The following is a 19,971-nucleotide window of genomic DNA, read 5'->3' on the forward strand; positions in this document are numbered from 1 at the left end:
GGTCGGGGTCGTGCGGGACCCGCGGGTCGTGCGGTGCCCGGGGGCCGGGGGCGTACGGCCCCTGCGGCGGGCCGAAGGCCCCCTGCGGGGTGTGCCCGCAGGACTCGGTGCCGAAGGCGCGGTCCACCGAGCGCGGCAGTTCGTGGACGAGCAGCCGGTGCGCGAGGCCGCCGTCGCGGAACGCGACGTCGCGCAGGGCGAGGCGGATGCCGTGCACCGCGTCGTCGGCGAGCCGGCGGGCCCCGGCGAGCGAGGGGCCGGTCGCGGGGAGCGGGGTCCAGGCGCCGCGGGCGGCGTCGGCCGCGCGGGCCTCCACGGCGTCCAGCAGGTGCGCGAGCCGGCCGAACAGGCGCCCGGCCTCGGCGAGCGGTGCGGCGTTGCCCGGCCGTCCGGCCAGGTGCGCGGTGTGGGCGAAGGCCGCGGCGGTGGCGGTCTCGGTCGGTTCGGTGACGGTGAGGATCGGCGTCCCGGGTCCGGCGAGCGCCTCGATGCCGGTCTGCCGGTCCACGGCGTCGACCAGGACGGCGGTGTCGAAGCCGACGTCGGCCCCGGTCCGGGCGCCGGCGCGGCCCCAGCTCGCGGCCACCTTGCGCGCGGCGAGCGCCACGGGGCGGCGGGCCAGCAGTCCGTCGCCGTCGGCCACATGGTCGCGCACCTTGGCGGAGGCGAGCACCAGGGAGACGGCCGCGGCGAGCCGGGCGCCCTCGCCCCGGGCGACGGAGGCGGTGCGCATCCCGCGCAGCGGGCACGGCCCGGCGGTGCGCCGCAGCCGCCCGTCCTTGCCGTCGCCGCGCTCGGCCTGAGCCTCTGTCAGGACGGATATGAGCAGCCCGTCGTAGTTCGTCACGATCCGCGCGAACTGTCCGTGGTCGCCGCGCAGGGCCAGGCACAGCCCGCACAGATGAGCCGTCCACTGGGCGGTGAGGCGTTCCCCGAGCCGGTGACGGCAGGGCCGGACGATTCCGAACACGACGATCCCCCGTGGTGTGTACGACGTTGAGCCGCCGCATCGTATCGGCCACGTCGTTCACCCGGACGCACCGACCGTCACCCGGGCGCCGGGGACAATCATATTTCACTCACAGTCAGCAGCCGCATGCCACAACACCCTTGGGGCATACGGGCTCTCGACGGATCCGCTGTGCACCAGTACCGTCACAAACCCCCCGCGCGGCGTCTATCCACTTGGCGCACCGTCCGCATCATGGATGACCATAGGGATGCGGAAAGCATGCAAGACGGCTGTGAGAGGAGGCGTCCATGGGATCGGTACGCAAGGCGAGTGCGTGGCTCGGCCTCGTCGACGACAACGAAGACGAGCGGTACTACGACGACGACTACGCCGAGGAAGCCGAGTCCGCAGACGCCTGGGTCACCGACCCCCGGGTGAAGGTGGCGGCGGACTCGGCCGAGGACAAGGGCCGTCGCATCGGCACGGTGACGCCGGACAGCTTCCGGGACGCCCGCGCCATCGGCGAGCTGTTCCGCGAGGGCGTGCCGGTCATCATGAACCTCACGGCCATGGAGCCGGCCGACGCCAAGCGCGTGGTCGACTTCGCCGCCGGCCTCGTCTTCGGTCTGCGCGGCTCCATCGACCGGGTCTCGACCCGGGTGTTCCTGCTCTCCCCCGCCGACACCGAGATCGTCAGCGGCGACCCGGGGGCGCACCGGTCGGACGGCTTCTTCAACCAGAGCTGAGGCAGGGCCGCACACCGGCCCTGCCCTGTCCGGGCCCCACCGCGAGGGCCCTGCCGCTCACCGGAACGCGTCGAGGCCGGTGAGCGCCTTGCCCAGCACGAGCTGGTGCATCTCGACGGTTCCCTCGTAGGTGAGCACCGACTCCAGGTTGGCCGCGTGCCGCATCACGGGGTATTCGAAGGAGATCCCGTTGGCGCCGAGGATCGTGCGCGCCGTGCGGCAGATCTCGATCGCCTCCCGTACGTTGTTGAGCTTGCCGAAGCTGACCTGCTCGGGACGCAGGCGGCCGGCGTCCATGCGCCGCCCCAGGTGGTGGGCGAGCAGGATCCCCTTGTGCAGTTCGACCGCCATGTCGGCGAGCTTGGCCTGGGTGAGCTGGAAGCCGCCGATGGGCCTGCCGAACTGCTCGCGCGTGCGCGCGTAGTCCAAGGCGGCCTCGAAGCAGGAGCGAGCCGCGCCCATGGCGCCCCAGACGATGCCGTAGCGGGCGTGGGACAGGCAGCTGAGCGGGCCGCGCAGGCCGGTGACCTCCGGCAGGACGGCGTCGGCGGGCAGCCGGACGTCGTCGAGGACGAGTTCGCTGGTGACCGAGGCCCGCAGCGACCCCTTGCGCTTGATCTCGGGGGCGGAGAAGCCGGGGGTGCCGGCGGGGACGACGAACCCGCGGACGCCGTCCTCGGTCTGCGCCCACACGACGGCCACCCCGGCCACGGAGCCGTTGGTGATCCACATCTTGCGCCCGCACAGCACCCAGTCCCCGCCGTCGCGCTTGGCGTGGGTGCGCATCGAGGCGGGGTCGGAGCCGTGGTCGGGCTCGGTCAGGCCGAAGCAGCCGATCACCTCGCCGGCGGCCATCCGCGGCAGCCAGGTCTGCTTCTGCTCCTCGCTGCCGAAGCGGTGGATGGCGTACATGGCGAGCGAGCCCTGCACGGAGACCAGGGAACGGATCCCGGAGTCGGCCGCCTCCAGTTCCAGGCAGGCCAGCCCGTACTGCACGGCGGAGGCGCCCGCGCAGCCGTATCCGCTCAGCGACATCCCGAGCGCGCCGAGCGCGCCCAGCTCCCGGGCCAGCTCGCGCACGGTGGGCAGTTCGCCCTGCTCGTACCACTCGGCGACGTGCGGCAGGACCCGGTCGGCGGCCCAGCCGCGCACGGTGTCGCGGACGGCCAGGTCCTCCGGCTCCAGCAGGTCGTCCAGCCCCAGGGGATCGGTGGGGTCGAACGGGGGCAGCGACGGCTTCGACGACGCCGGCATGGGCACCTCCGGGAAGAGAAACTAGCACCGCTAGTTAAACGGCTCCGGGCCCGACGTTACGACGTGGTGCGGCCCACGTCCAGGGTGGCCCGCGGACCGCCCCCAGGGTTTCCGCGCCCCGCGCCGCCGCTCACGCGGACACGCGGGCCCGTTCGACCTCCCGCTGGGCGGGCAGCTCCACCGCCTCCTCGCCCTCGCACTGCATCACCCGCGGCAGCCGCAGCGCCATCACCGCGCCCAGCACCAGCAGGCCGGCGCTGACCAGCAGCGTCACATGCAGACCGTGCACGAAGGAGTCCCTCGCCGCGTGCCGCAGGGCGTGCCCGGCCGGCCCGCCCAGCCGCGCGGCGACGTCGTAGGCCTCCCCCAGGGAGTGCTCCGCCGCCGCCGACGCGCCCGCCGGGACCCCCGGCACCCGGGCCAGGGCCGGCGCGTAGGCGGCGTTCATCACGGTGCCCAGCAGGGCGATGCCCAGGCCCGCGCCCAGCTGGTACGACGTCTCGCCGACCGCCGCGGCCGTGCCTGCCTGCGCCGGCGGCGCCTCGCTCAGCATCGACTCGTACGCCCCGAACAGCGTCGTCTCCAGCCCCAGGCCGAGCAGCACGAACCCGAAGAGCAGCAGGCCCGCGTCGTCCTGCCCGCCCATCCCGGTCAGCACCAGCACCGCCACGGCCGTCACGCAGAACCCGGCGCACACCATGTGCCGCGGCCCGAACCGCCGCAGCACGCGCGCCCCGGCCAGCCCGGCGGCCATCGCCGCGAACGTCAGCGGCAGCAGCCGCAGCCCGGTCTGCGGCGGCGACAGCCCCAGCACCAGTTGCAGGTCCTGCGCCGCGATCAGCTCCAGGCCGCCCAGGGCCAGCATCGCCAGCACGATGCAGCCCACCGCCGTACTGAACGCCGGCCGGGCGAACATCGACAGGTCCACCAGCGGATGCGTCCGCCGCCGCTGCCGCCGCACGAACACCGCCAGCAGCACCAGGCCCACCAGCAGCGGCCCCAGCGTGAACACGCCCGGCGCGCCCTCCCCGGCACCCAGCCGCTTCACGCCCAGCACCACGCCGAACAGCCCGAGGGCCGCCAGCACCGCGCCGGTCACGTCCCAGGGGCCGTCCTGCTCGCCGGTGGACTCGGGCAGCAGCAGCCGCGCCACCGGCAGGGTGACCAGCATCAGCGGGATGTTGACCAGGAAGACCGATCCCCACCAGAAGTGCTCCAGGAGGAACCCGCCGAGCAGCGGGCCCACCGCCGCGCCGACGGCGGCGACCGCGCTCCAGACGCCGATCGCCAGCGCGCGCTCGCGCCGGTCGGGGAAGACGTGCCGCAGGATCGACAGCGTGGCCGGCATGATCATGGCACCGCCGGCTCCGAGCAGCGCCCGCGCGAGGACGAGCGTGCGCGCGTCGGGCGCGAAGGCCGCCAGCGCGGAGGCGACACCGAACAGGCCGTAGCCGAGCAGCAGGATCCGTCTGCGCCCCACCCGGTCGCCCAGCGTGCCGAACAGGATCAGCAGCGCGGCGCAGACCAGGGGGTAGGTGTCGACGATCCAGAGCAGTTCGACGGCGCCGGGCCTGAGGTCCTCGGTGACGGCGGGCACCGCCACGTGCAGCACGGTCGCGTCCACCGCGACCAGCAGCAGGCTGACGCACAGCACCACCAGGACCACCCAGCGGCCCGCACCGGCCCCGGTCTGAAGACGGCGCAGCCGGACGGCGGCCGCGGTCGTCCCGGACATGTAGGTACCTCCCAGATGAACCCTCGCCTCCGGCGGGCACGGGGGTGGGGACTTCCCCGCGGCCGGGGCCGGAGAGGAGCGGTGGTGCTCCGGCCCGCGCAACGGAAACCCGCGCAACGGAAAACGGCGAGTGACTCGTCAGCGTACGCGAGTGGCCCACCCCGGCACGTGGCCCAGCTCTCAGACCCGCCACCCACTCGTGTGGCGTACGCCACCACGTCCCGGCCCGCACCGGGCCGCCTGTCCGGGCGGATCGGGGCCCGGTCGATAATCGAGCCGTGACCGATCTTGTGACGCGCGTGGCCGTGGCCCGCCCCACGGCGCTGCGCCGGGCCGCCCCGGCACTCCTCGGGTACGCGGCCGTCCGCGCCCTGGGCCTGGCGGCCCTGGCGGTGTGGAGCGCCGCGCGCGGCACGAGCGCGTACACCCTGCTGACCGCCCGCTGGGACTCCCTGTGGTACGCGAGGGTCGCCGGCGGCGGCTACGGGTACGAGGTGCGGCTGCCGGGCGGCGACGTCCACTCCGACCTGGCCTTCTTCCCGCTGCTTCCGTGGCTGGAGCGGCTGCTGGCGGCGGTGGGCCCGCTGTCGTACGCCGACGCGGGCTTCGTGGTGAGCCTGCTCGCCTCGCTCGCCGCGGCCTGGGGCGTCTTCGCCGTCGTCGATCACGTGTACGGCCCGCGGGCCGGGGTGTGCGCGGTGCTGCTGTGGGCGGTGCTGCCGGTCGGGATCGTGCAATCGATGGCGTACAGCGAGTCGCTGTTCACCGCGCTCGCCGCCTGGTCCCTGTACTGCGTGCTCACCGAGCGCTGGCCGGCGGCGGGCGCGCTGGCGCTGCTGGCGGGGCTGACCCGGCCGGTCGGCGCCGCGGTGGCCGCCGCGGTGTGGGCGGCGGCGCTCGCGTCGTGCGCACGCGGGCGGGCCACCGGCCGCTCCCTCGCGCCTCGCGTCCTCGGGATGCTGCTCGCCCCGCTCGGCGCGGCCGGCTACGTGCTGTGGGTCGGCCACCGCACCGGCCGCGGCCCCCTCGGCTACCTCGACGTCCAGGCCGGCTGGCGCAACGGCTTCGACGGCGGCTACGCCTTCGCGCGGTTCGTCGCGGCGAAGCTCACCTCCTTCCCCGCGGCCCTGGCCGGCCTCGCCCTGATCGCGGGTGTCGCCCTGGTGATCGGGTTGTACGTCGCCGGCGTCCGGCAGCGGCAGCCGCTGCCCCTGCTCGTCTACTCCGGCGTCGTCACCGCGCTCGCCCTGTGCGCCTCCGGCTACTTCGGCTCCAAGCCGCGCCTGCTGCTGCCTGCCTTCCCCCTGCTGCTGCCGCTCGCCGTGGCGCTCGCCCGGCTGCGCACCTCCCGGGCGGTCCTGGTCACCGGCGCCGTCGCGCTCGCCTCGGCGGTCTACGGCGCCCTCTGGCTGAACGGCTCCGGCCCCCCGTGATCACCCGGCTCCCCTGAGCCCCCGGGGCCCGCCGTGTACGCCCGGTGAATTCCACGCGAGCGTTCGGACGACATATTCATAAGCGCAGCATAAGAACACACCGGAACGATCAGAGGAATTGCAGTCCGGTGCGTGCACGCATTCCCGATTACGGAAAACAAAGGCACGTTGAGAGCAATCCCACATCACATCGTCATCACAAACCACGTGATTCGTCCGGTAACTGACCTCACTCGCTGTAACGTCGATTAGGTGCGTACCGAAGGAACCCTCACCCGCCTGGACCGGGTGTTCGCCAGGCTGGACCGTGAGCCGCAACGGCCGGCGCACATCGACATGCCGAGAATGAGCAGGCACCGGGTCGTGCTGTTCTCGGCGACCCTGGCCTTCTACCTGGCGATCGTCTGGGCCGTGGTGACCACCTCCTGGCTGGTGCGCCTGGACTGGCAGGTGATGTTCTTCCGCCCGTACCAGCAGTGGCCGCAGATCCACGCGTTCCTCGACTACTACGTGGTGCTGGGCCAGCGCGGCCCCACCGCCGTGATGGTCGCCTCCTGGCTGGGCTGGCGCTCCTGGCGGCAGCGCACCCTGCGCCCGCTGCTCACCCTCGCCACCTCGCTGCTCCTGCTGAACATCACCGTCGGCGCCGCGAAGTACGGCATGGGACGCCTCGGACCGCACTACGCCACCGTCATCGGCTCCAACGAGATGGGCATGGGCGGCGATATATTTCCCAGCGGCCACACCGCCAACGCCGTGGTGACCTGGGGCATCCTCGCCTATCTGGCCTCCACCCCGAGAGCGCGCCGCTGGCTGTCGGCCGGGTCGGCGGTGACCTCGCTCGGCGTCGGCCTGACCACCGTCTACCTCGGGACGCACTGGCTCAGCGACGTGCTGCTCGGCTGGGCCGCGGGCCTGCTGATCCTGCTCGCGCTGCCCTGGTTCGAACCGCTGATCGCCCGGGTCGAGCAGCTGCTCTTCGACCTGCGCGACCGCTGGCGCGACCGCCGTGGCCGCCCCGCGACGGCCGCTCCGGCCGCCCCCGCCGACGCGCCCGTGGTGCTGGGTCCGCGCGCCCCGGCCCGGGACGAGGCCCCGGTGGCCCGCGAGACCGTCGGCGCCGGCCGCCCGCCGCGCCCTGCGGTCTACCTCGCCCCGGGCCCGCACACGACCCGTGCGGAACGCACCCCGGTCACCCCGGCCGGCAGCCGCCGGCCACCGCACCCCGACCGTGCCCCGCGGGGCACGACCTCCACCGCCCGCTCCTGAGGGGACCGGGACGGAGAGGGGAAAGGGGGCGCCGCGCAGTGCGGCGCCCCCTTTGCCGTTTCCGGGCTCAGCGTGCTCAGCCCTTCCAGGCGCGGGCGACCCGGCCGTCCCGGACCTCGAGGTTGAGCCGCCCGAACCGGTACTCCATCGTGATGACCGCGCCCGGCGGCAGCGAGCGGACCGTGGTCCAGCCCCGCTCCCGCGCGAGCCTTTCGGCGTGGTCGGCCGCGAGGCCGACGTACCGGTCCGGACTGTCCTGGGGCTCCGCCGGCGGAGTGGGAATCGGTGCCATACCGCCACGCTAGGCCCTGGCCCGGGGCGGCGGAAGCCCGGGCAGGGCATGAGGAGTCACCGTCACGGCGAATTCCCGCGGGAGCGGACCACGCCCCGGAAAACCCCAGGAAAAGCAGTCAAGAAGACGGTGAGCGCAGGGTGAGAGGAGGGCGGGAAGGCGCAAGGAGCAGGGCACGGGAATCGGCCGGGGAACGGCCGGGAGCCGGCTCTCGGCGCGATTCCCGCCCCTTTTCTCCTGGTGGAACGCGGGACCGTCGCAGACACAGGAAACCCATGGGTCCCGTACAGGATCCGCCGCATCCCGCGTGTCAGAGGGTCCCGCGTCCCACGGGGCACAGGACCGACGGTCATGGGGCCGAGGGTCACAGGACCGAGGGTCCCGGGGCCGTGGGTCCAGGGCCGAGGATCAGAGGGTCAGGCGCTGTCCCGGCACGATCAGGTCCGGATCGGCACCGATGACGGAGCGGTTGGCGGCGTACAGCCGCTGCCAGGTGGTGCCGTGCCGGGCGGCGACGGCGCCGAGCGTGTCGCCCGTGCGGACCGTGTACGTGCCGCGCGAGCCGTCGCGGTCCGTCGTGACCGCCCCGGACGTCCGGGGCGCCCGGTGCGTCGCGGCGGGCTGCCGCGTGTGGTGGGCCGCCCCGGTCCCGCTCGCCTCCGTGCTCGCGCCGGTCGCGACCGTGCTCGCGCCGGGCGCGCTGCCGAAGGCGCCGGCGCGGGCCGAGCAGACCGGCCAGGCGCCCCAGCCCTGGGCCTGCTGGACGCGGGCGGCCACGGCGATCTGCTGGGGCCTGGAGGCCCGGTCGGCGGTGGGCGCGTAGGCGGTGCCGCCGTAGGCGCGCCAGGTGTGGGCGGCGAACTGCAGTCCGCCGTAGTAGCCGTTGCCGGTGTTGATGTGCCAGTCGCCGCCGCTCTCGCACCGGGCGATCCGGTCCCACACCCCGCCGTCCGCGGCCCGGGCGCCGCCGGTGGCGGTCAGCACGGCCAGCGGGGCGAGCAGGGCCGCCCCGGCGAGCACCGCCGCCGTGCGCGGCCCGGCGCCGGTCCGGGCGCGGCGGGGAGCGGGGACGGCGGTGGTGGTGGCGGCGTGCGGGGCTCGGCGTGAGCCGCGGCGCGGGTATCGGCACCTTCGGACATGGAGATCCCTTCGCAAGGACCCGGGGTGCCCCGGGGCCGGGCACGCTCTCCGCGCGGGGGCGCGGTCGGCGGGCCCGCCCCGTCCGCCGGTGGGGGCCGTGCTCGTGGTGCCAGGTGGTGCGGTCGGCGGACGTACCCGGGCGGTGCTCCGTGCACACGGCGGAGGAATGTAGGGAGCACGGCGTGCGGGGATCAACCAAGGGCCCGTTCCGGCAGGCCAGTTCAGGGTTACCGAAGGTATCGGCTTTTTTCGGCCACCCACTTCATTCCTGCATTTCCTGATTTGTCGACCAGCGGAGCGGCCGCCCTGTGAGCCACTTCACCTCGTCAAGACCCCTGGACTTTCGGCGAGTTGACGGTGAGTACCCGCTTCCGCGCCGATCGTGACCCTGCGCGCTGGATGGTTCGATTCCGTTCGGCGCAGGGCGTGACTCCCGCCACAGATCGTCCGTTGTCTTCTGCATGAGCCGGGGGCCCTCCCGGTTCCTGGGCCGGGAGCCACCCGGCCCGGCCACGTACCGCATCCCGAGGGAGCCACCCGTGCCGCGCATGCTCGACGTCAGCGACGCCGTACGCGCCGAGATCGGCGACGAAGAAGCCGACCGGCTGCTCGCCGGAGAGACCGCCCCGGGCGGTTACGACTGCACCTCGTGCCGCACCCCCGGCGACGTGGAACAGGAGCGCACCAGCACCGTCCTGTTCGTCGGGGAGGAGACCGCCGTCCTCGCCTTCGCCCACGCCACCTGCCTGCCCTCGCAGGTCGTCCAGGTCACCGAGGAGCAGCTGCGGGGCGCGGTGCGCTCCATCACCGCGGACGCCGCCGCCCAGGGCGGCGTGCCCGCCCAGACCGCGCCCACCCCGCAGCCCGCGCAGTCCGCACCCCCGGCGCAGCCCGAGGTCGCACGGCCTCAGCCGAGCTCGGCCGTGCCGGAGCAGGCCGTGCTCGGCGTGACCAGCGGGCTGGTCCTGATCTCCGGGGAGCTGCACCCGGCCCTGGTCGTCGAGCCCACGGCGCCCATCGTGCGGCCGGGCACGACGGGCCCCGGCGACGACTTCCTGACGCTGCTCGTCGAGCAGGGCTTCAGGCCCGTGGGCGACCTGGAGTCCGTCCCGCCGGTGCTGCACGGCTGGTCGGTGCTGCTGGCCATGGGGCAGCTGCACGCGGTGCTGCAGCCCAGCGGGGACGCCGGCCAGCCGGTGGCCTGGTGGCAGGCGCACCAGCCGCTCACCGTCACCGACGGCTGGCGGGCGGCCGCCGGCAAGCACCAGCAGGTGGTGCTGTACGCGGCGCCGGTCGGGTCCATCGGCCGTCAGCCGCGGGAGGACCTGCTGCGCGCGGCCCTGGACAAGGCGGCCGCCGAGGGGCGGCTGGTCGCCGCGACGCTGCCGCTGGCCGGGACCTGAGCCGCATCCCTTCCGGCTCGGGGTCGTTTGGACATACGTGCACGCATATGACGATCCCCGCAGCCAGTCCTACCCGCCGATCCGGTCCGCGCGGCCGTCCCAGGACCCCCAGGGCGGCCCCTCGGCCACGCCCATCTACGACGCGCTCTACGCCGAGTACGTCAAGTCCTACCGGACCCTGCCCGGCGACCGGAGCGGCGAAGAGGACCTGGGCTTCGTCGGGTTCGGCCACCTCTCGCACGGCACGGGCTCCCACGGCTACCTGGCCTACGGCGCCGGGGCGTACGCCGCCCGGCAGTACGGCGCCCGGCAGCCGTCCCCCTGGCAGCGCGTCGGCGCCCTGCCCCGCCAGGACACGGGGACCCGGCACCCGCCGGCCGCGCTGCCGCCCGGCCCGCGCCGCGGCGCCTGACGGCAGGACCGTACACGGCACGAGGGCGTCCCCTGGACCAGGGGACGCCCTCAGCCGTGCTCGGCGCCGCTTCTTCGCTACTTCTTCTTGCCGCGCTTCTCGCGCACCCGCACCGAGATGTGGATCGGGGTGCCCTCGAAGCCGAACTCCTCGCGCAGCCGGCGCTCGATGAAGCGCCGGTAGCCGGCCTCGATGAAGCCGGAGGCGAACAGCACGAACCGCGGCGGCTTGGTGCCGGCCTGGGTGCCGAACAGGATGCGCGGCTGCTTGCCGCCCCGGATCGGGTGCGGGTGGGCGGCGACCAGCTCGCCGAGGAAGGCGTTCAGGCGCCCGGTGGGGACGCGGGTCTCCCAGCCGGCCAGGGCCGTCTCCAGGGCCGGGACCAGCTTCTCCATGTGGCGGCCGGTGCGGGCCGAGACGTTGACGCGCGGCGCCCAGGCGACCTGGCCCAGCTCGGTCTCGATCTCCCGCTCCAGGTAGTAGCGGCGCTCCTCGTCGAGGGTGTCCCACTTGTTGTAGGCGATGACGAGCGCGCGGCCCGCCTCGACGGCCATGGTGATGATCCGCTGGTCCTGGACCGAGATGGACTCGGAGGCGTCGATCAGGACGACGGCGACCTCGGCCTTCTCCACGGCCGCGGCGGTGCGCAGGGAGGCGTAGTAGTCGGCGCCCTGCTGCAGGTGGACGCGCTTGCGGATGCCCGCGGTGTCCACGAACTTCCAGGTCTTGCCGCCCAGTTCGATCAGCTCGTCCACCGGGTCGCGGGTGGTGCCGGCCAGCTCGTTGACGACGACGCGCTCCTCGCCGGCCACCTTGTTGAGCAGGGAGGACTTGCCGACGTTCGGACGGCCGATGAGGGCCACGCGGCGGGGGCCGCCGAGGCCGGCCCCGCCGAAGGTCTCGCGCGGCGCGTCGGGCAGCACCTCCAGGACGGCGTCCAGCATGTCGCCGGTGCCGCGGCCGTGCAGCGCCGAGACCGGGTAGGGCTCGCCCAGGCCGAGGGACCACAGGTAGGCCGCGTCGGCCTCGCCGCTGGGGCCGTCGACCTTGTTGGCGCACAGCACGACCGGCTTGCCGGCCTTGCGCAGCAGCCGCACGACCGCCTCGTCGGTGTCGGTGGCGCCGACCTTGGCGTCCACCACGAAGACCACCGCGTCGGCGGCGTCGATCGCGTACTCGGCCTGCGCGGCGACGGAGGCGTCGATGCCGAGCACGTCCTGCTCCCAGCCGCCGGTGTCGACGACCTTGAAGCGGCGGCCGGCCCACTCGGCCTCGTAGGTCACGCGGTCGCGGGTGACGCCCGGCCGGTCCTCGACCACGGCCTCACGCCGACCGATGATCCGGTTCACCAGGGTCGACTTGCCGACATTGGGCCGGCCGACGACGGCGAGCACGGGCAGCGGCCCGTGTCCGGCGGCCTCGATGGCGCCCTCGACGTCCTCGACGTCGAAGCCCTCTTCCGCGGCGAGCTCCATGAACTCCGCGTACTCGGCGTCGCCGAGAGCCCCGTGGTCGTACTCGTGCTCAGCCGAGTCGCCGGGCTGGTTCTGGTCGTTCATGAAGTGCGTACCTCGTCGTTCCTTCGTGGTGATCGGTGGAGCGGCCCGTCGGCCGACGGGCTGATCCACTACTCAAGTGTCGCCGAACGCCCCGTGAGACGCCTGGCGTTTTCCAGGTGGGCGGTGAGCCGCTTCTGGATGCGCTCGGTCGCCTCGTCCAGCGCCCGGCGCGTGCGCCGCCCGTCGCCCTCCCCCGCCTCGAACGCCTCACCGAAGACGACGTCGATACGGGAGCGCAGCGGGGGCAGTGCCCCGACCAGCCGTCCCCGCCGCTCGGCGCTGCCCAGGACGGCGACGGGCACGATCGGCGCCCCGCCGCGCACGGCGAAGTACGCCAGCCCGGCGCGCAGGGAGGCGAAGTCGCCCTCGCCCCGGGTGCCCTCCGGGAAGATGCCCAGCACCCCACCGGCCCGCAGCACACCCAGGGCCCGGGCGATGGCGGCGCGGTCGGCCGAGGAGCGGTCCACCTGCAGCTGGCCGATGCCGGTCAGGAAGGTGCCCAGCGGGCCGACGAACGCCTCCTTCTTGATCAGGAAGTGCGTCGGCCGGGGCGCCACGCCCATGACCATCGGGCCGTCGATGTTGTGCGAGTGGTTCACCGCGAAGATCAGCGGACCGGTGGCCGGGACCTTCCAGGCCCCGAGCCCCCGCGGCCGCCACAGCCCGTGCATCAGGCCGACACCGATGCGCCGGCCGACCTCGGCGCCCCTCACCGAGGGAACGGACGGCTGGGTCACTTCCCGGCCCGCTTCTCCTCGACGAGGGTGACGACGCACTCGATGACCTGCGGCAGCGTCAGGTCGGTGGTGTCCACCTCGACGGCGTCGTCGGCCTTGGCCAGCGGCGAGGTCTTGCGGCTGGAGTCGGCCGCGTCCCGCTTGATCAGGGCCTCGCGGGTGGAGTGCAGGTCGGAGCCCTTCAGCTCGCCGCTGCGGCGGGCGGCGCGGGCCTCCGCGGGGGCGGGGAGGGAGATCTTCAGGGCGGCGTCCGGCAGCACGGGGGGGCCGATGTCGCGGCCCCCCACCACCATGCCGTTCTCGGCGGCGGCGGCCAGGGAGCGCTGCAGCTCGGTGATCCGCGCCCGCACCTCCGGGACCGCGCTGACCGCGCTGACCTTGGCGGTGACCTCCTGGGTGCGGATCGGGCCGGAGACGTCCACGCCGTCGACGGTGATCGTCGGCTGGGCCGGGTCGGTCCCGGAGACGATCTCGGGCTTGCCGGCCACGGCGGCGATCGCGGTGGGGTCGTCGATGTCGGTCCCGTTGGTCACCATCCACCAGGTGATCGCCCGGTACTGGGCGCCGGTGTCCAGGTAGCTCAGGCCGAGCTGCGCGGCCACGGCCTTCGACGTGCTCGACTTGCCCGTGCCGGAGGGGCCGTCGATGGCGACGATCACGGGCTGGGCGGTCCGGGCGGCGCCGTTGTCCACAGCGGGGCACCTTCCTGGTGAAGGGTGATGGATGGGTGTGCGGGGCCCGTCGTCGGTCGGGGCGCCCTGCACAAGGTTACTGGCTTCGCGGGTGCCTCCATACGGGTGGCGGTCCGCCCGGCCGGCACACCGGCCCACCCGCCCCCTCCGGCCGGCCCCTGCCCACCGGATCCCCGGCCCTGCCTGCCCGGCGCCTCCGGCCCCCTGCCCGGCCCATGCCCGGACCCTGTCTGCCGGCGGATCGGGCCGCTGCCCGCCGGTGGCTCCGGCTGTTGCCTGCCGGCGGCCCGGGCTCCTGCCGACGCAGTGCCCGGCGCCGCTGCCGGCATGGTGCCCAGGCCCCTGCGAGGGGGGTCCGGCTCCTGTGCCGGCGCGCAGCCCGGGCCTCCCGCCGGCCTCGCTGCCCGGCCCCTACTGGCGCAGTGCCCAGCCCCTCTCCCGCAGGGCGGCCGTCAGGACGGGAACGGCCTGCGGCTCGACCATCAGCTGCACCAGGCCGGCCTGCTGCCCGGTCGCGTGCTCGATGCGCACGTCCTCGATGTTGACCCCGGCCGTCCCCGCGTCGGCGAAGATGCGGGCCAGCTGGCCGGGCTGGTCGTCGATGAGGACCGCGACGACCTCGTAGGCGCGCGGCGCGGAGCCGTGCTTGCCGGGGACCCGGACCTGCCCGGCGTTGCCCCGCCGCAGCATGTCCTCGATGCCGGCGCTGCCCTCGCGGCGCTTGGCCTCGTCGGAGGACTGCAGCGCGCGCAGGGCCCGTACCGCCTCGTCCAGGTCGGCGGCGACGTCGGAGAGCAGGTCGGCGACCGGCCCGGGGTTGGCGGACAGGATGTCGATCCACATCCCGGGGTCGGAGGCGGCGATCCGGGTCACGTCCCGGATGCCCTGCCCGCACAGCCGCACCGCCGCCTCGTCGGCGTGCTCCAGGCGGGCGGCGACCATGCTGGAGACCAGGTGGGGCATGTGGGAGACCAGCGCCACGGCGCGGTCGTGGGCGTCGGCGTCCATGACGACCGGGACCGCGCGGCAGTGCGAGACCAGCTCCAGGGCGAGGTTGAGGACCTCGGTGTCGGTGTCCCGGGTGGGGGTGAGGACCCAGGGGCGGCCCTCGAAGAGGTCGGCGGTGGCGGCCAGCGGGCCGGACTTCTCCCGGCCCGACATGGGGTGGGTGCCCAGGTAGCGGGTGAGGTCCAGGCCGAGCGCCTGGAGGTCGCGGCGGGGGCCCCCCTTGACGCTGGCGACGTCGGTGTAGCCGCGGGCCACCTCCCGGCGCATGGCGTCGGCGAGCACGGTGGCCACGTGCGCGGGCGGTACGGCCACGACGGCCAGGTCGACCGGGCCGTCGGGCGCGGCGTCGGTGCCGGCGCCCAGCGCCGCCGCCGTACGGGCCTGCTCGGGGTCGTGGTCGGCCAGGTGCACGGTGACGCCGCGCTGCACCAGGGCCAGGGCGGCGGAGGTGCCGATGAGCCCGGTGCCGAGGACGAGTGCGCTTCTCACTGGGCGATGTCCTTGCGCAGGGCGGCGGCCGCGCCGAGGTAGACGTGGGCGATCTCGGTGCGCGGCTTGTCGGACTCGACGTGCGCGAGGATGCGGACCACGCGGGGCATGGCGCCCTCGATGTCCAGTTCCTGGGCGCAGATGAGGGGGACGTCCACGATGCCCAGCCGGCGGGCGGCGGCCGCCGGGAAGTCGCTGTGCAGGTCGGGCGTGGCGGTGAACCAGATGCTGATCAGGTCGTCCACGCTCAGGCCGTTGCGCTCCAGGACGGCGGTCAGCAGGGCTTCCACCTGCTCGCTCATGTGACCGGCCTCGTCGCGCTCCAGCTGGACGGCCCCCCGGACCGCTCGTACCGCCACGGTGCTGCTCCTTGCTGATCGTGCTCGGCTCTCGCCGTCCAGCCTAGTCAGGTCCCGGCGGGCGGGTCCGGGCCGCCCGCCGGCTGAGACGGACGAGGCCGGGTGCCTTTTGCGGGGCGCCTGTCCGATTTACTTCGTCTTGGGCTTCTTCGGTGCAAAGATGCTGAACGCTCCACTCGGAGCGATCTTCCCCTCTCGGCATCTCTCGGAGTGACGGCATGATCCAGGGTTCGACCCGGCGCACGGTTCTCGCGACGGGCGCGGCGGCGCTCGTCGCCGGTTGCAGCGACGCGAACACGGACGGCGGCGGCTCGTCCGCGTCCTCCGCCGCTCCCTCGGCCGCGGGAACGGAGGCGGCGCCCGCGGAGAAGCCGGTGCCGACCGCGGCGGCCGCCGGCGAAGAGCTGGCGCGCACCGCCGACATCCCCGTCGGCGGCGGCAAGGTCTTCACGGAGCAGAAGGTCGTCGTCACGCAGCCGAAGAAGAACGAGTTCAAGGCGTTCTCCGCCGTCTGCACGCACCAGGGCTGCACCGTGAGCCGGGTCGCGAACGGCTCGATCGAGTGCCCCTGCCACGGCAGCGCGTTCCGGGCCGACGACGGCTCGGTGAGCCACGGCCCGGCTCAGCAGCCGCTGGAGGAGAGGCGGATCTCGGTGGAGGGAAATACGATCCGCCTGACGTGAGGTCCGGCGTACGCTCCCGGGCATGCAGCCCGAGGACCTGGTACGTCACCACACGATCTACGCCTGTGTCATGGGCTCACGGGCCTTCGGACTGGCGACCGAGGACAGCGACACGGACCGTCGGGGCGTCTTCGTCGCCCCGACCCCGTTGTTCTGGCGGTTCGAGAAGCCGCCGACGCACGTCGACGGCCCGCTGCCGGAACAGTTCAGCTGGGAACTGGAGCGCTTCTGCGAGCTGGCCCTGCGCGGCAACCCGAACATCCTGGAGTGCCTGCACTCCCCTCTGGTCGTGCAGGTGGACGACACCGGCCGCGAGCTGCTGTCGCTGCGCGGCGCCTTCCTCTCCCGGCGCGCCCACGACACGTTCACGCGCTATGCCTTGAGCCAGCGCCGCAAGCTGGACGCCGACGTCCGCACGACCGGCGCCCCGCGCTGGAAGCACGCCATGCACCTGCTGCGGCTGCTGGCCGCCGCCGGTGACCTGCTGCGCACCGGCGAACTGCGCCTCGACGTCGGTGACCAGCGCGAGTATCTGCTGGCGGTCAAGCGCGGCGAGGTCTCCTGGCCGCGCGTCGAGGCCCGCATGACCCGGCTGGCCGCCGAGGCCGAGGAGGCCCTCAGGCACACCCCGCTGCCGGCGGAACCGGACCACGCCCGCGTGGCCGACTTCCTGTACCGGGTCCGCCGCGCCTCAGCGGCCCGGCCGGACGCGGACCACGACGGCGTGCGGGGCCTCCTGTGCGGTGGGGGCGTCGGGCAGGACTGAGGCGTCCCGCGCCATCGCCGCTGCGCACCGGCTCAGAGGTCGACCTCCTTCATCAGCATGCCGACCTCGGTGTTGGACAGGCGGCGCAGCCAGCCGGACTTCTGGTCGCCGAGGGTGATGGGGCCGAACGCCGTGCGCACCAGCTTGTCGACCGGGAAGCCGGCCTCGGCGAGCATGCGGCGGACGATGTGCTTGCGGCCCTCGTGCAGGGTGACCTCGACGAGGTAGTTCTTGCCGGTCTGCTCCACGACGCGGAAGTGGTCCGCGCGCGCGTAGCCGTCCTCCAGCTGGATGCCGTCCTTGAGCCGCTTGCCCAGGTCGCGCGGGATCGGGCCGACGATGTGCGCGAGGTAGGTCTTGCGCACGCCGTAGCGGGGGTGGGTGAGGCGGTGCGCCAGCTCGCCGTGGTTGGTGAGCAGGATCAGGCCCTCGGTCTCGGTGTCCAGCCGGCCGACGTGGAACAGGCGCGTCTCGCGGTTGGTGACGTAGTCGCCGAGGCACTGCCGGCCCTCGGGGTCCTCCATGGTGGAGACGACCCCGGCGGGCTTGTTCAGCGAGAAGAACTGGTACGACTGCGTCGCCACCGTCAGGCCGTCGACCTTGATCTCGTCCTTCTCCGGGTCGACCCGGCGGCCCTGTTCCAGGACGATCTCGCCGTTGACCTCGACCCGCGCCTGCTCGATCAGCTCCTCGCAGGCGCGCCGCGAGCCGTAGCCGGCCCGGGCGAGCACCTTCTGCAGCCGCTCGCCCTCCTGCTCGGCGCCCGGGAAGGTCTTGGGCAGCTTGAGGTCCTTCTTGCCGGCGTACCGCTCGCGGTTGCGCTCCTCGATCTGCGCCTCGTACTCACGCGGGCGCGCCGGGGCCGTACGGCCGCGCTGCTGGGGCTTCTTCGCGCCCTGCGGGCCGCCCTTGGCGCCGCCGCGCGCGGAGGCGCCGCGCCCGGACTTGGGGCCGTCCTTGGTGGCGCCGGGGCCCACGTCGTAGCGGCGCTCCTCGGGGCGGGGCTTGCGGGGGCGGCCCTGCCCCTGCTTCTGGTCCCTGTTGTTGCCGGCCCCGCGGTAGTTACCGCGCCCGCCGCTCTTGCCGCTGCTTCGCATCAAAGTTCCGTCTGGTCGTCTTCGTCATCGGTGCCCGGGGTGCCCCGGAGCGGACCCGGCGCGTCATCGGGAGCGTCCGGGTCGAACGACGGCACCCCTTCCTGGGTCTCGGCCTCGATCGCCTCCGCCTCCGGGAGGAAGGGCGCGAGTTCCGGAAGCTCGTCCAGACCGCGCAGGCCCATCCGCTCCAGGAAGTAGTTCGTCGTCCTGTACAGGATCGCACCTGTTTCGGGTTCCGTGCCCGCCTCCTCGACCAGGCCCCGCTGCAGCAGGGTGCGCATCACGCCGTCGCAGTTGACTCCGCGCACGGCGGAGACGCGGCTGCGGCTGACCGGCTGGCGGTAGGCGACCACGGCCAGGGTCTCCAGCGCGGCCTGGGTGAGCCGGGCCTGCTGGCCGTCGAGCACGAAGTGCTCCACGGCGGCGGCGTACTCGGGGCGGGTGTAGAAACGCCAGCCGCCGGCGATGCGGCGCAGCTCGAAGCCGCGGCGCTGCACGGTGTACTCGTCGGCCAGTTCGCGCAGCGCGTCCGCGACCTGCCGGGCGGGCCGCTGCAGCGTCCTGGCCAGATGTTCCTCGGTCACGGGTTCGTCCACGACCATGAGCACCGCCTCCAGGGCGGGCCTGAGGTCGAGGTCGGCGACGGCGGGCGCGCCCGCGGGCCGCTGCTCGGTGATCTCCGTCTCCTCGCTCACGCCTTCTTCTCCTTGGCCTCGCCCCGGTCGCCGGCCTCGTCCCGGCGTTCTTCCGGCGGCCGGTCGAACTCGTCGGTCACCGTCGGTGCGTCGTCGCCGTCGCCGCCGGTCCACCGTACGGTCAGCTCGCCCAGGGCCGTCTCCTGCTCCAGGGCGACGGCCTTCTCCCGGTACAGCTCCAGCAGCGCCAGGAAGCGGGCCACCACGGTGAGGGTGTCGTCGGTGTCCGCGACCAGCGCGCGGAAGGTGGCCTCGCCCAGCTCGCGCAGGCGGGCCACCACGATCCCGGCCTGCTCCTGCACGCTGACCAGCGGGGCGTGGATGTGGTCGACGTACACCTGCGGCTTGGGCTTGGGCTGCATCGCCTTGACGGCGAGCTTGGCGAACCCCTCGGGACCGATGCTGAGGACGACTTCGGGGAGCAGGTCCGCGTGCTGGGGCTCCAGGCCGACGGTACGGGGGTGGCGGCGGGCCTCGTCGTGCAGCCGGCGGTCGAAGATCTCCGCGATCTGCTTGTACGCGCGGTACTGCAGCAGCCGCGCGAACAGCAGGTCGCGGGCCTCCAGCAGGGCCAGGTCGGCCTCGTCCTCCACCTCGGCGGCGGGCAGCAGGCGGGCCGCCTTCAGGTCCAGCAGCGTGGCCGCCACGACCAGGAACTCGGTCGTCCGGTCCAGGTCCCAGTCCGGGCCCATGGCGCGGATGTGCGCCATGAACTCGTCGGTGACCTTCGACAGTGCGACCTCGGTGACGTCGAGCTTGTGCTTGGAGATCAGTTGCAGCAGCAGGTCGAAGGGTCCCTCGAAGTTCGCCAGCCGCACGGTGAAGACCCCGTCGTCACCGGCGTCCGCGGAACCCGGCTCGGATGCCGCGACCGGTCCGGGCGCCGCGACCGGCTCGGGTGCGGATCCGGGCGCCGCCCCCGACGCGGGCTCGGGCCCCGCAAACGGCTCGCGCTCGGGCCCCGCAAGCGGCTCGGGCTCGGGTCCGGATCCCGCGACCGGCGCCGGCTCGGGCTCCGGTGCGACAAGCGACTCCGGATCGGGGCCGGGTCCCGCGACCGGCGCCGACTCCGGTTCCAGTACACCAAGCGACTCCGGCGCGGATCCCGGTTCGGCGACCGGCTCGCTCTCCGGCCTCCGCCCGCCGCCCCGCCCCGGCACCGACACGGGCGCCGACACGCCCGCCGGGTCGGCCCCGGTTCCCGGCTCCGTCGGCCCCTGGGGCGTGCTGCCCCGCACCGGTCCGAGACC

20 protein-coding genes are annotated in these 19,971 nt (G+C 74.0%); 7 read left to right on the plus strand and 13 right to left on the minus strand.

The features are described 5' to 3' along the window. Positions 1-970: DUF5685 family protein (locus GV126_RS08220; RefSeq protein WP_159664026.1), on the minus strand; the 970-nt coding region annotated here is incomplete at its 3' end. Between the two features lie 290 nt (positions 971-1,260). On the opposite strand from GV126_RS08220, the gene GV126_RS08225 reads away from it, so the two are divergent. Then, on the plus strand, positions 1,261-1,698 hold the full coding sequence (locus tag GV126_RS08225; RefSeq protein ID WP_028422813.1) for a cell division protein SepF: 438 nt from the start codon (positions 1,261-1,263) through the stop codon (positions 1,696-1,698). A gap of 57 nt (positions 1,699-1,755) precedes the next feature. Here the strand turns inward: GV126_RS08225 and GV126_RS08230 are convergent, their stop codons facing one another. Both GV126_RS08230 and GV126_RS08235 read right to left on the minus strand, forming a co-directional pair. Further along, positions 1,756-2,952, minus strand: a complete 1,197-nt coding sequence (locus GV126_RS08230; protein WP_159664028.1) for an acyl-CoA dehydrogenase family protein — start codon at positions 2,950-2,952, stop codon at positions 1,756-1,758. A gap of 130 nt (positions 2,953-3,082) precedes the next feature. Then, positions 3,083-4,687 carry an MFS transporter gene (locus GV126_RS08235; protein WP_159664030.1) on the minus strand — a complete coding sequence of 535 codons (1,605 nt, stop codon included), beginning with the start codon at positions 4,685-4,687 and terminating at the stop codon, positions 3,083-3,085. A gap of 278 nt (positions 4,688-4,965) precedes the next feature. On the opposite strand from GV126_RS08235, the gene GV126_RS08240 reads away from it, so the two are divergent. Both GV126_RS08240 and GV126_RS08245 read left to right on the plus strand, forming a co-directional pair. Beyond that, positions 4,966-6,120, plus strand: a complete 1,155-nt coding sequence (locus GV126_RS08240) for a putative hexosyltransferase (RefSeq protein ID WP_159664032.1) — start codon at positions 4,966-4,968, stop codon at positions 6,118-6,120. 252 nt (positions 6,121-6,372) lie between these two features. Further along, positions 6,373-7,389: a phosphatase PAP2 family protein gene (locus GV126_RS08245; protein WP_159664034.1), complete on the plus strand. Its 1,017-nt coding sequence runs from the start codon at positions 6,373-6,375 to the stop codon at positions 7,387-7,389. Positions 7,390-7,465: 76 nt separating this feature from the next. Here GV126_RS08245 and GV126_RS08250 read toward each other — a convergent pair whose 3' ends face one another. Both GV126_RS08250 and GV126_RS08255 read right to left on the minus strand, forming a co-directional pair. Continuing rightward, on the minus strand, positions 7,466-7,681 hold the full coding sequence (locus GV126_RS08250) for an I78 family peptidase inhibitor (RefSeq protein ID WP_159664036.1): 216 nt from the start codon (positions 7,679-7,681) through the stop codon (positions 7,466-7,468). 408 nt (positions 7,682-8,089) lie between these two features. Beyond that, positions 8,090-8,701 carry a transglycosylase family protein gene (locus GV126_RS08255; RefSeq protein ID WP_201299814.1) on the minus strand — a complete coding sequence of 204 codons (612 nt, stop codon included), beginning with the start codon at positions 8,699-8,701 and terminating at the stop codon, positions 8,090-8,092. Between the two features lie 659 nt (positions 8,702-9,360). On the opposite strand from GV126_RS08255, the gene GV126_RS08260 reads away from it, so the two are divergent. Both GV126_RS08260 and GV126_RS08265 read left to right on the plus strand, forming a co-directional pair. After that, the gene (locus tag GV126_RS08260; RefSeq protein WP_159664040.1) at positions 9,361-10,224 is read left to right on the plus strand and encodes a DUF8842 C-terminal domain-containing protein; all 864 of its coding nucleotides are present in this window, start codon (positions 9,361-9,363) and stop codon (positions 10,222-10,224) included. 37 nt (positions 10,225-10,261) lie between these two features. Further along, positions 10,262-10,636, plus strand: a complete 375-nt coding sequence (locus GV126_RS08265) for a hypothetical protein (RefSeq protein ID WP_159664042.1) — start codon at positions 10,262-10,264, stop codon at positions 10,634-10,636. Between the two features lie 77 nt (positions 10,637-10,713). On the opposite strand, the gene der is transcribed toward GV126_RS08265, so the two are convergent. The 5 genes from der to aroH all read right to left on the minus strand — a co-directional run bounded on the left by der (position 10,714) and on the right by aroH (position 15,480). After that, positions 10,714-12,195, minus strand: coding sequence for a ribosome biogenesis GTPase Der (gene der, locus GV126_RS08270; RefSeq protein ID WP_159664044.1), 1,482 nt, complete (start codon positions 12,193-12,195; stop codon positions 10,714-10,716). Between the two features lie 68 nt (positions 12,196-12,263). Continuing rightward, complete coding sequence (locus GV126_RS08275; protein WP_159673451.1) at positions 12,264-12,866, minus strand: lysophospholipid acyltransferase family protein; 603 nt, start codon at positions 12,864-12,866, stop codon at positions 12,264-12,266. Positions 12,867-12,928: 62 nt separating this feature from the next. Next, positions 12,929-13,624, minus strand: a complete 696-nt coding sequence (gene cmk, locus GV126_RS08280) for a (d)CMP kinase (protein WP_159664046.1) — start codon at positions 13,622-13,624, stop codon at positions 12,929-12,931. A 411-nt stretch (positions 13,625-14,035) separates the two neighbouring features. After that, a complete protein-coding gene (locus GV126_RS08285; protein WP_159664048.1) occupies positions 14,036-15,121 on the minus strand; it encodes a prephenate dehydrogenase in 1,086 nt (361 codons plus the stop codon). Then, on the minus strand, positions 15,118-15,480 hold the full coding sequence (gene aroH, locus GV126_RS08290; RefSeq protein WP_159664050.1) for a chorismate mutase: 363 nt from the start codon (positions 15,478-15,480) through the stop codon (positions 15,118-15,120). The genes GV126_RS08285 and aroH overlap by 4 nt, the downstream gene beginning before the upstream one ends. Positions 15,481-15,698: 218 nt before the next feature. Here aroH and GV126_RS08295 point away from each other — a divergent pair, with 218 nt between their 5' ends. Then, positions 15,699-16,163 (plus strand): Rieske (2Fe-2S) protein, encoded by a 465-nt coding sequence (locus tag GV126_RS08295; protein WP_159664052.1) that lies wholly within the window; start codon positions 15,699-15,701, stop codon positions 16,161-16,163. 22 nt (positions 16,164-16,185) lie between these two features. Further along, positions 16,186-16,929 (plus strand): nucleotidyltransferase domain-containing protein, encoded by a 744-nt coding sequence (locus GV126_RS08300; protein WP_159664054.1) that lies wholly within the window; start codon positions 16,186-16,188, stop codon positions 16,927-16,929. 32 nt (positions 16,930-16,961) lie between these two features. Here the strand turns inward: GV126_RS08300 and GV126_RS08305 are convergent, their stop codons facing one another. From GV126_RS08305 to GV126_RS08315, 3 genes are read right to left on the minus strand one after another with little or no spacing between them, the layout of a single operon-like run. Further along, positions 16,962-18,026: a pseudouridine synthase gene (locus GV126_RS08305; protein WP_159664056.1), complete on the minus strand. Its 1,065-nt coding sequence runs from the start codon at positions 18,024-18,026 to the stop codon at positions 16,962-16,964. Then, on the minus strand, positions 18,026-18,721 hold the full coding sequence (scpB, locus tag GV126_RS08310) for an SMC-Scp complex subunit ScpB (protein WP_159664058.1): 696 nt from the start codon (positions 18,719-18,721) through the stop codon (positions 18,026-18,028). The genes GV126_RS08305 and scpB overlap by 1 nt, the downstream gene beginning before the upstream one ends. Then, a complete protein-coding gene (locus GV126_RS08315) occupies positions 18,718-19,800 on the minus strand; it encodes a segregation/condensation protein A (protein ID WP_159673453.1) in 1,083 nt (360 codons plus the stop codon). The genes scpB and GV126_RS08315 overlap by 4 nt, the downstream gene beginning before the upstream one ends. Between the last annotated feature and the right edge of the window lie 171 nt (positions 19,801-19,971).

This window comes from Streptomyces mexicanus (genome assembly GCF_902506575.1).
In the GTDB taxonomy this organism is placed as follows: domain Bacteria; phylum Actinomycetota; class Actinomycetes; order Streptomycetales; family Streptomycetaceae; genus Streptomyces; species Streptomyces mexicanus.

Coding starts and splice junctions, on each gene's coding strand:
- GV126_RS08225 (WP_028422813.1), top strand. CDS start 1,261: ATGGGATCGGTACGCAAGGCGAGTGCGTGGCTCGGCCTCGTCGACGAC.
- GV126_RS08230 (WP_159664028.1), bottom strand. CDS start 2,952: ATGCCGGCGTCGTCGAAGCCGTCGCTGCCCCCGTTCGACCCCACCGAT.
- GV126_RS08235 (WP_159664030.1), bottom strand. CDS start 4,687: ATGTCCGGGACGACCGCGGCCGCCGTCCGGCTGCGCCGTCTTCAGACC.
- GV126_RS08250 (WP_159664036.1), bottom strand. CDS start 7,681: ATGGCACCGATTCCCACTCCGCCGGCGGAGCCCCAGGACAGTCCGGAC.
- der (WP_159664044.1), bottom strand. CDS start 12,195: ATGAACGACCAGAACCAGCCCGGCGACTCGGCTGAGCACGAGTACGAC.
- GV126_RS08275 (WP_159673451.1), bottom strand. CDS start 12,866: ATGCACGGGCTGTGGCGGCCGCGGGGGCTCGGGGCCTGGAAGGTCCCG.
- GV126_RS08295 (WP_159664052.1), top strand. CDS start 15,699: ATGATCCAGGGTTCGACCCGGCGCACGGTTCTCGCGACGGGCGCGGCG.
- GV126_RS08300 (WP_159664054.1), top strand. CDS start 16,186: ATGCAGCCCGAGGACCTGGTACGTCACCACACGATCTACGCCTGTGTC.
- GV126_RS08305 (WP_159664056.1), bottom strand. CDS start 18,026: ATGCGAAGCAGCGGCAAGAGCGGCGGGCGCGGTAACTACCGCGGGGCC.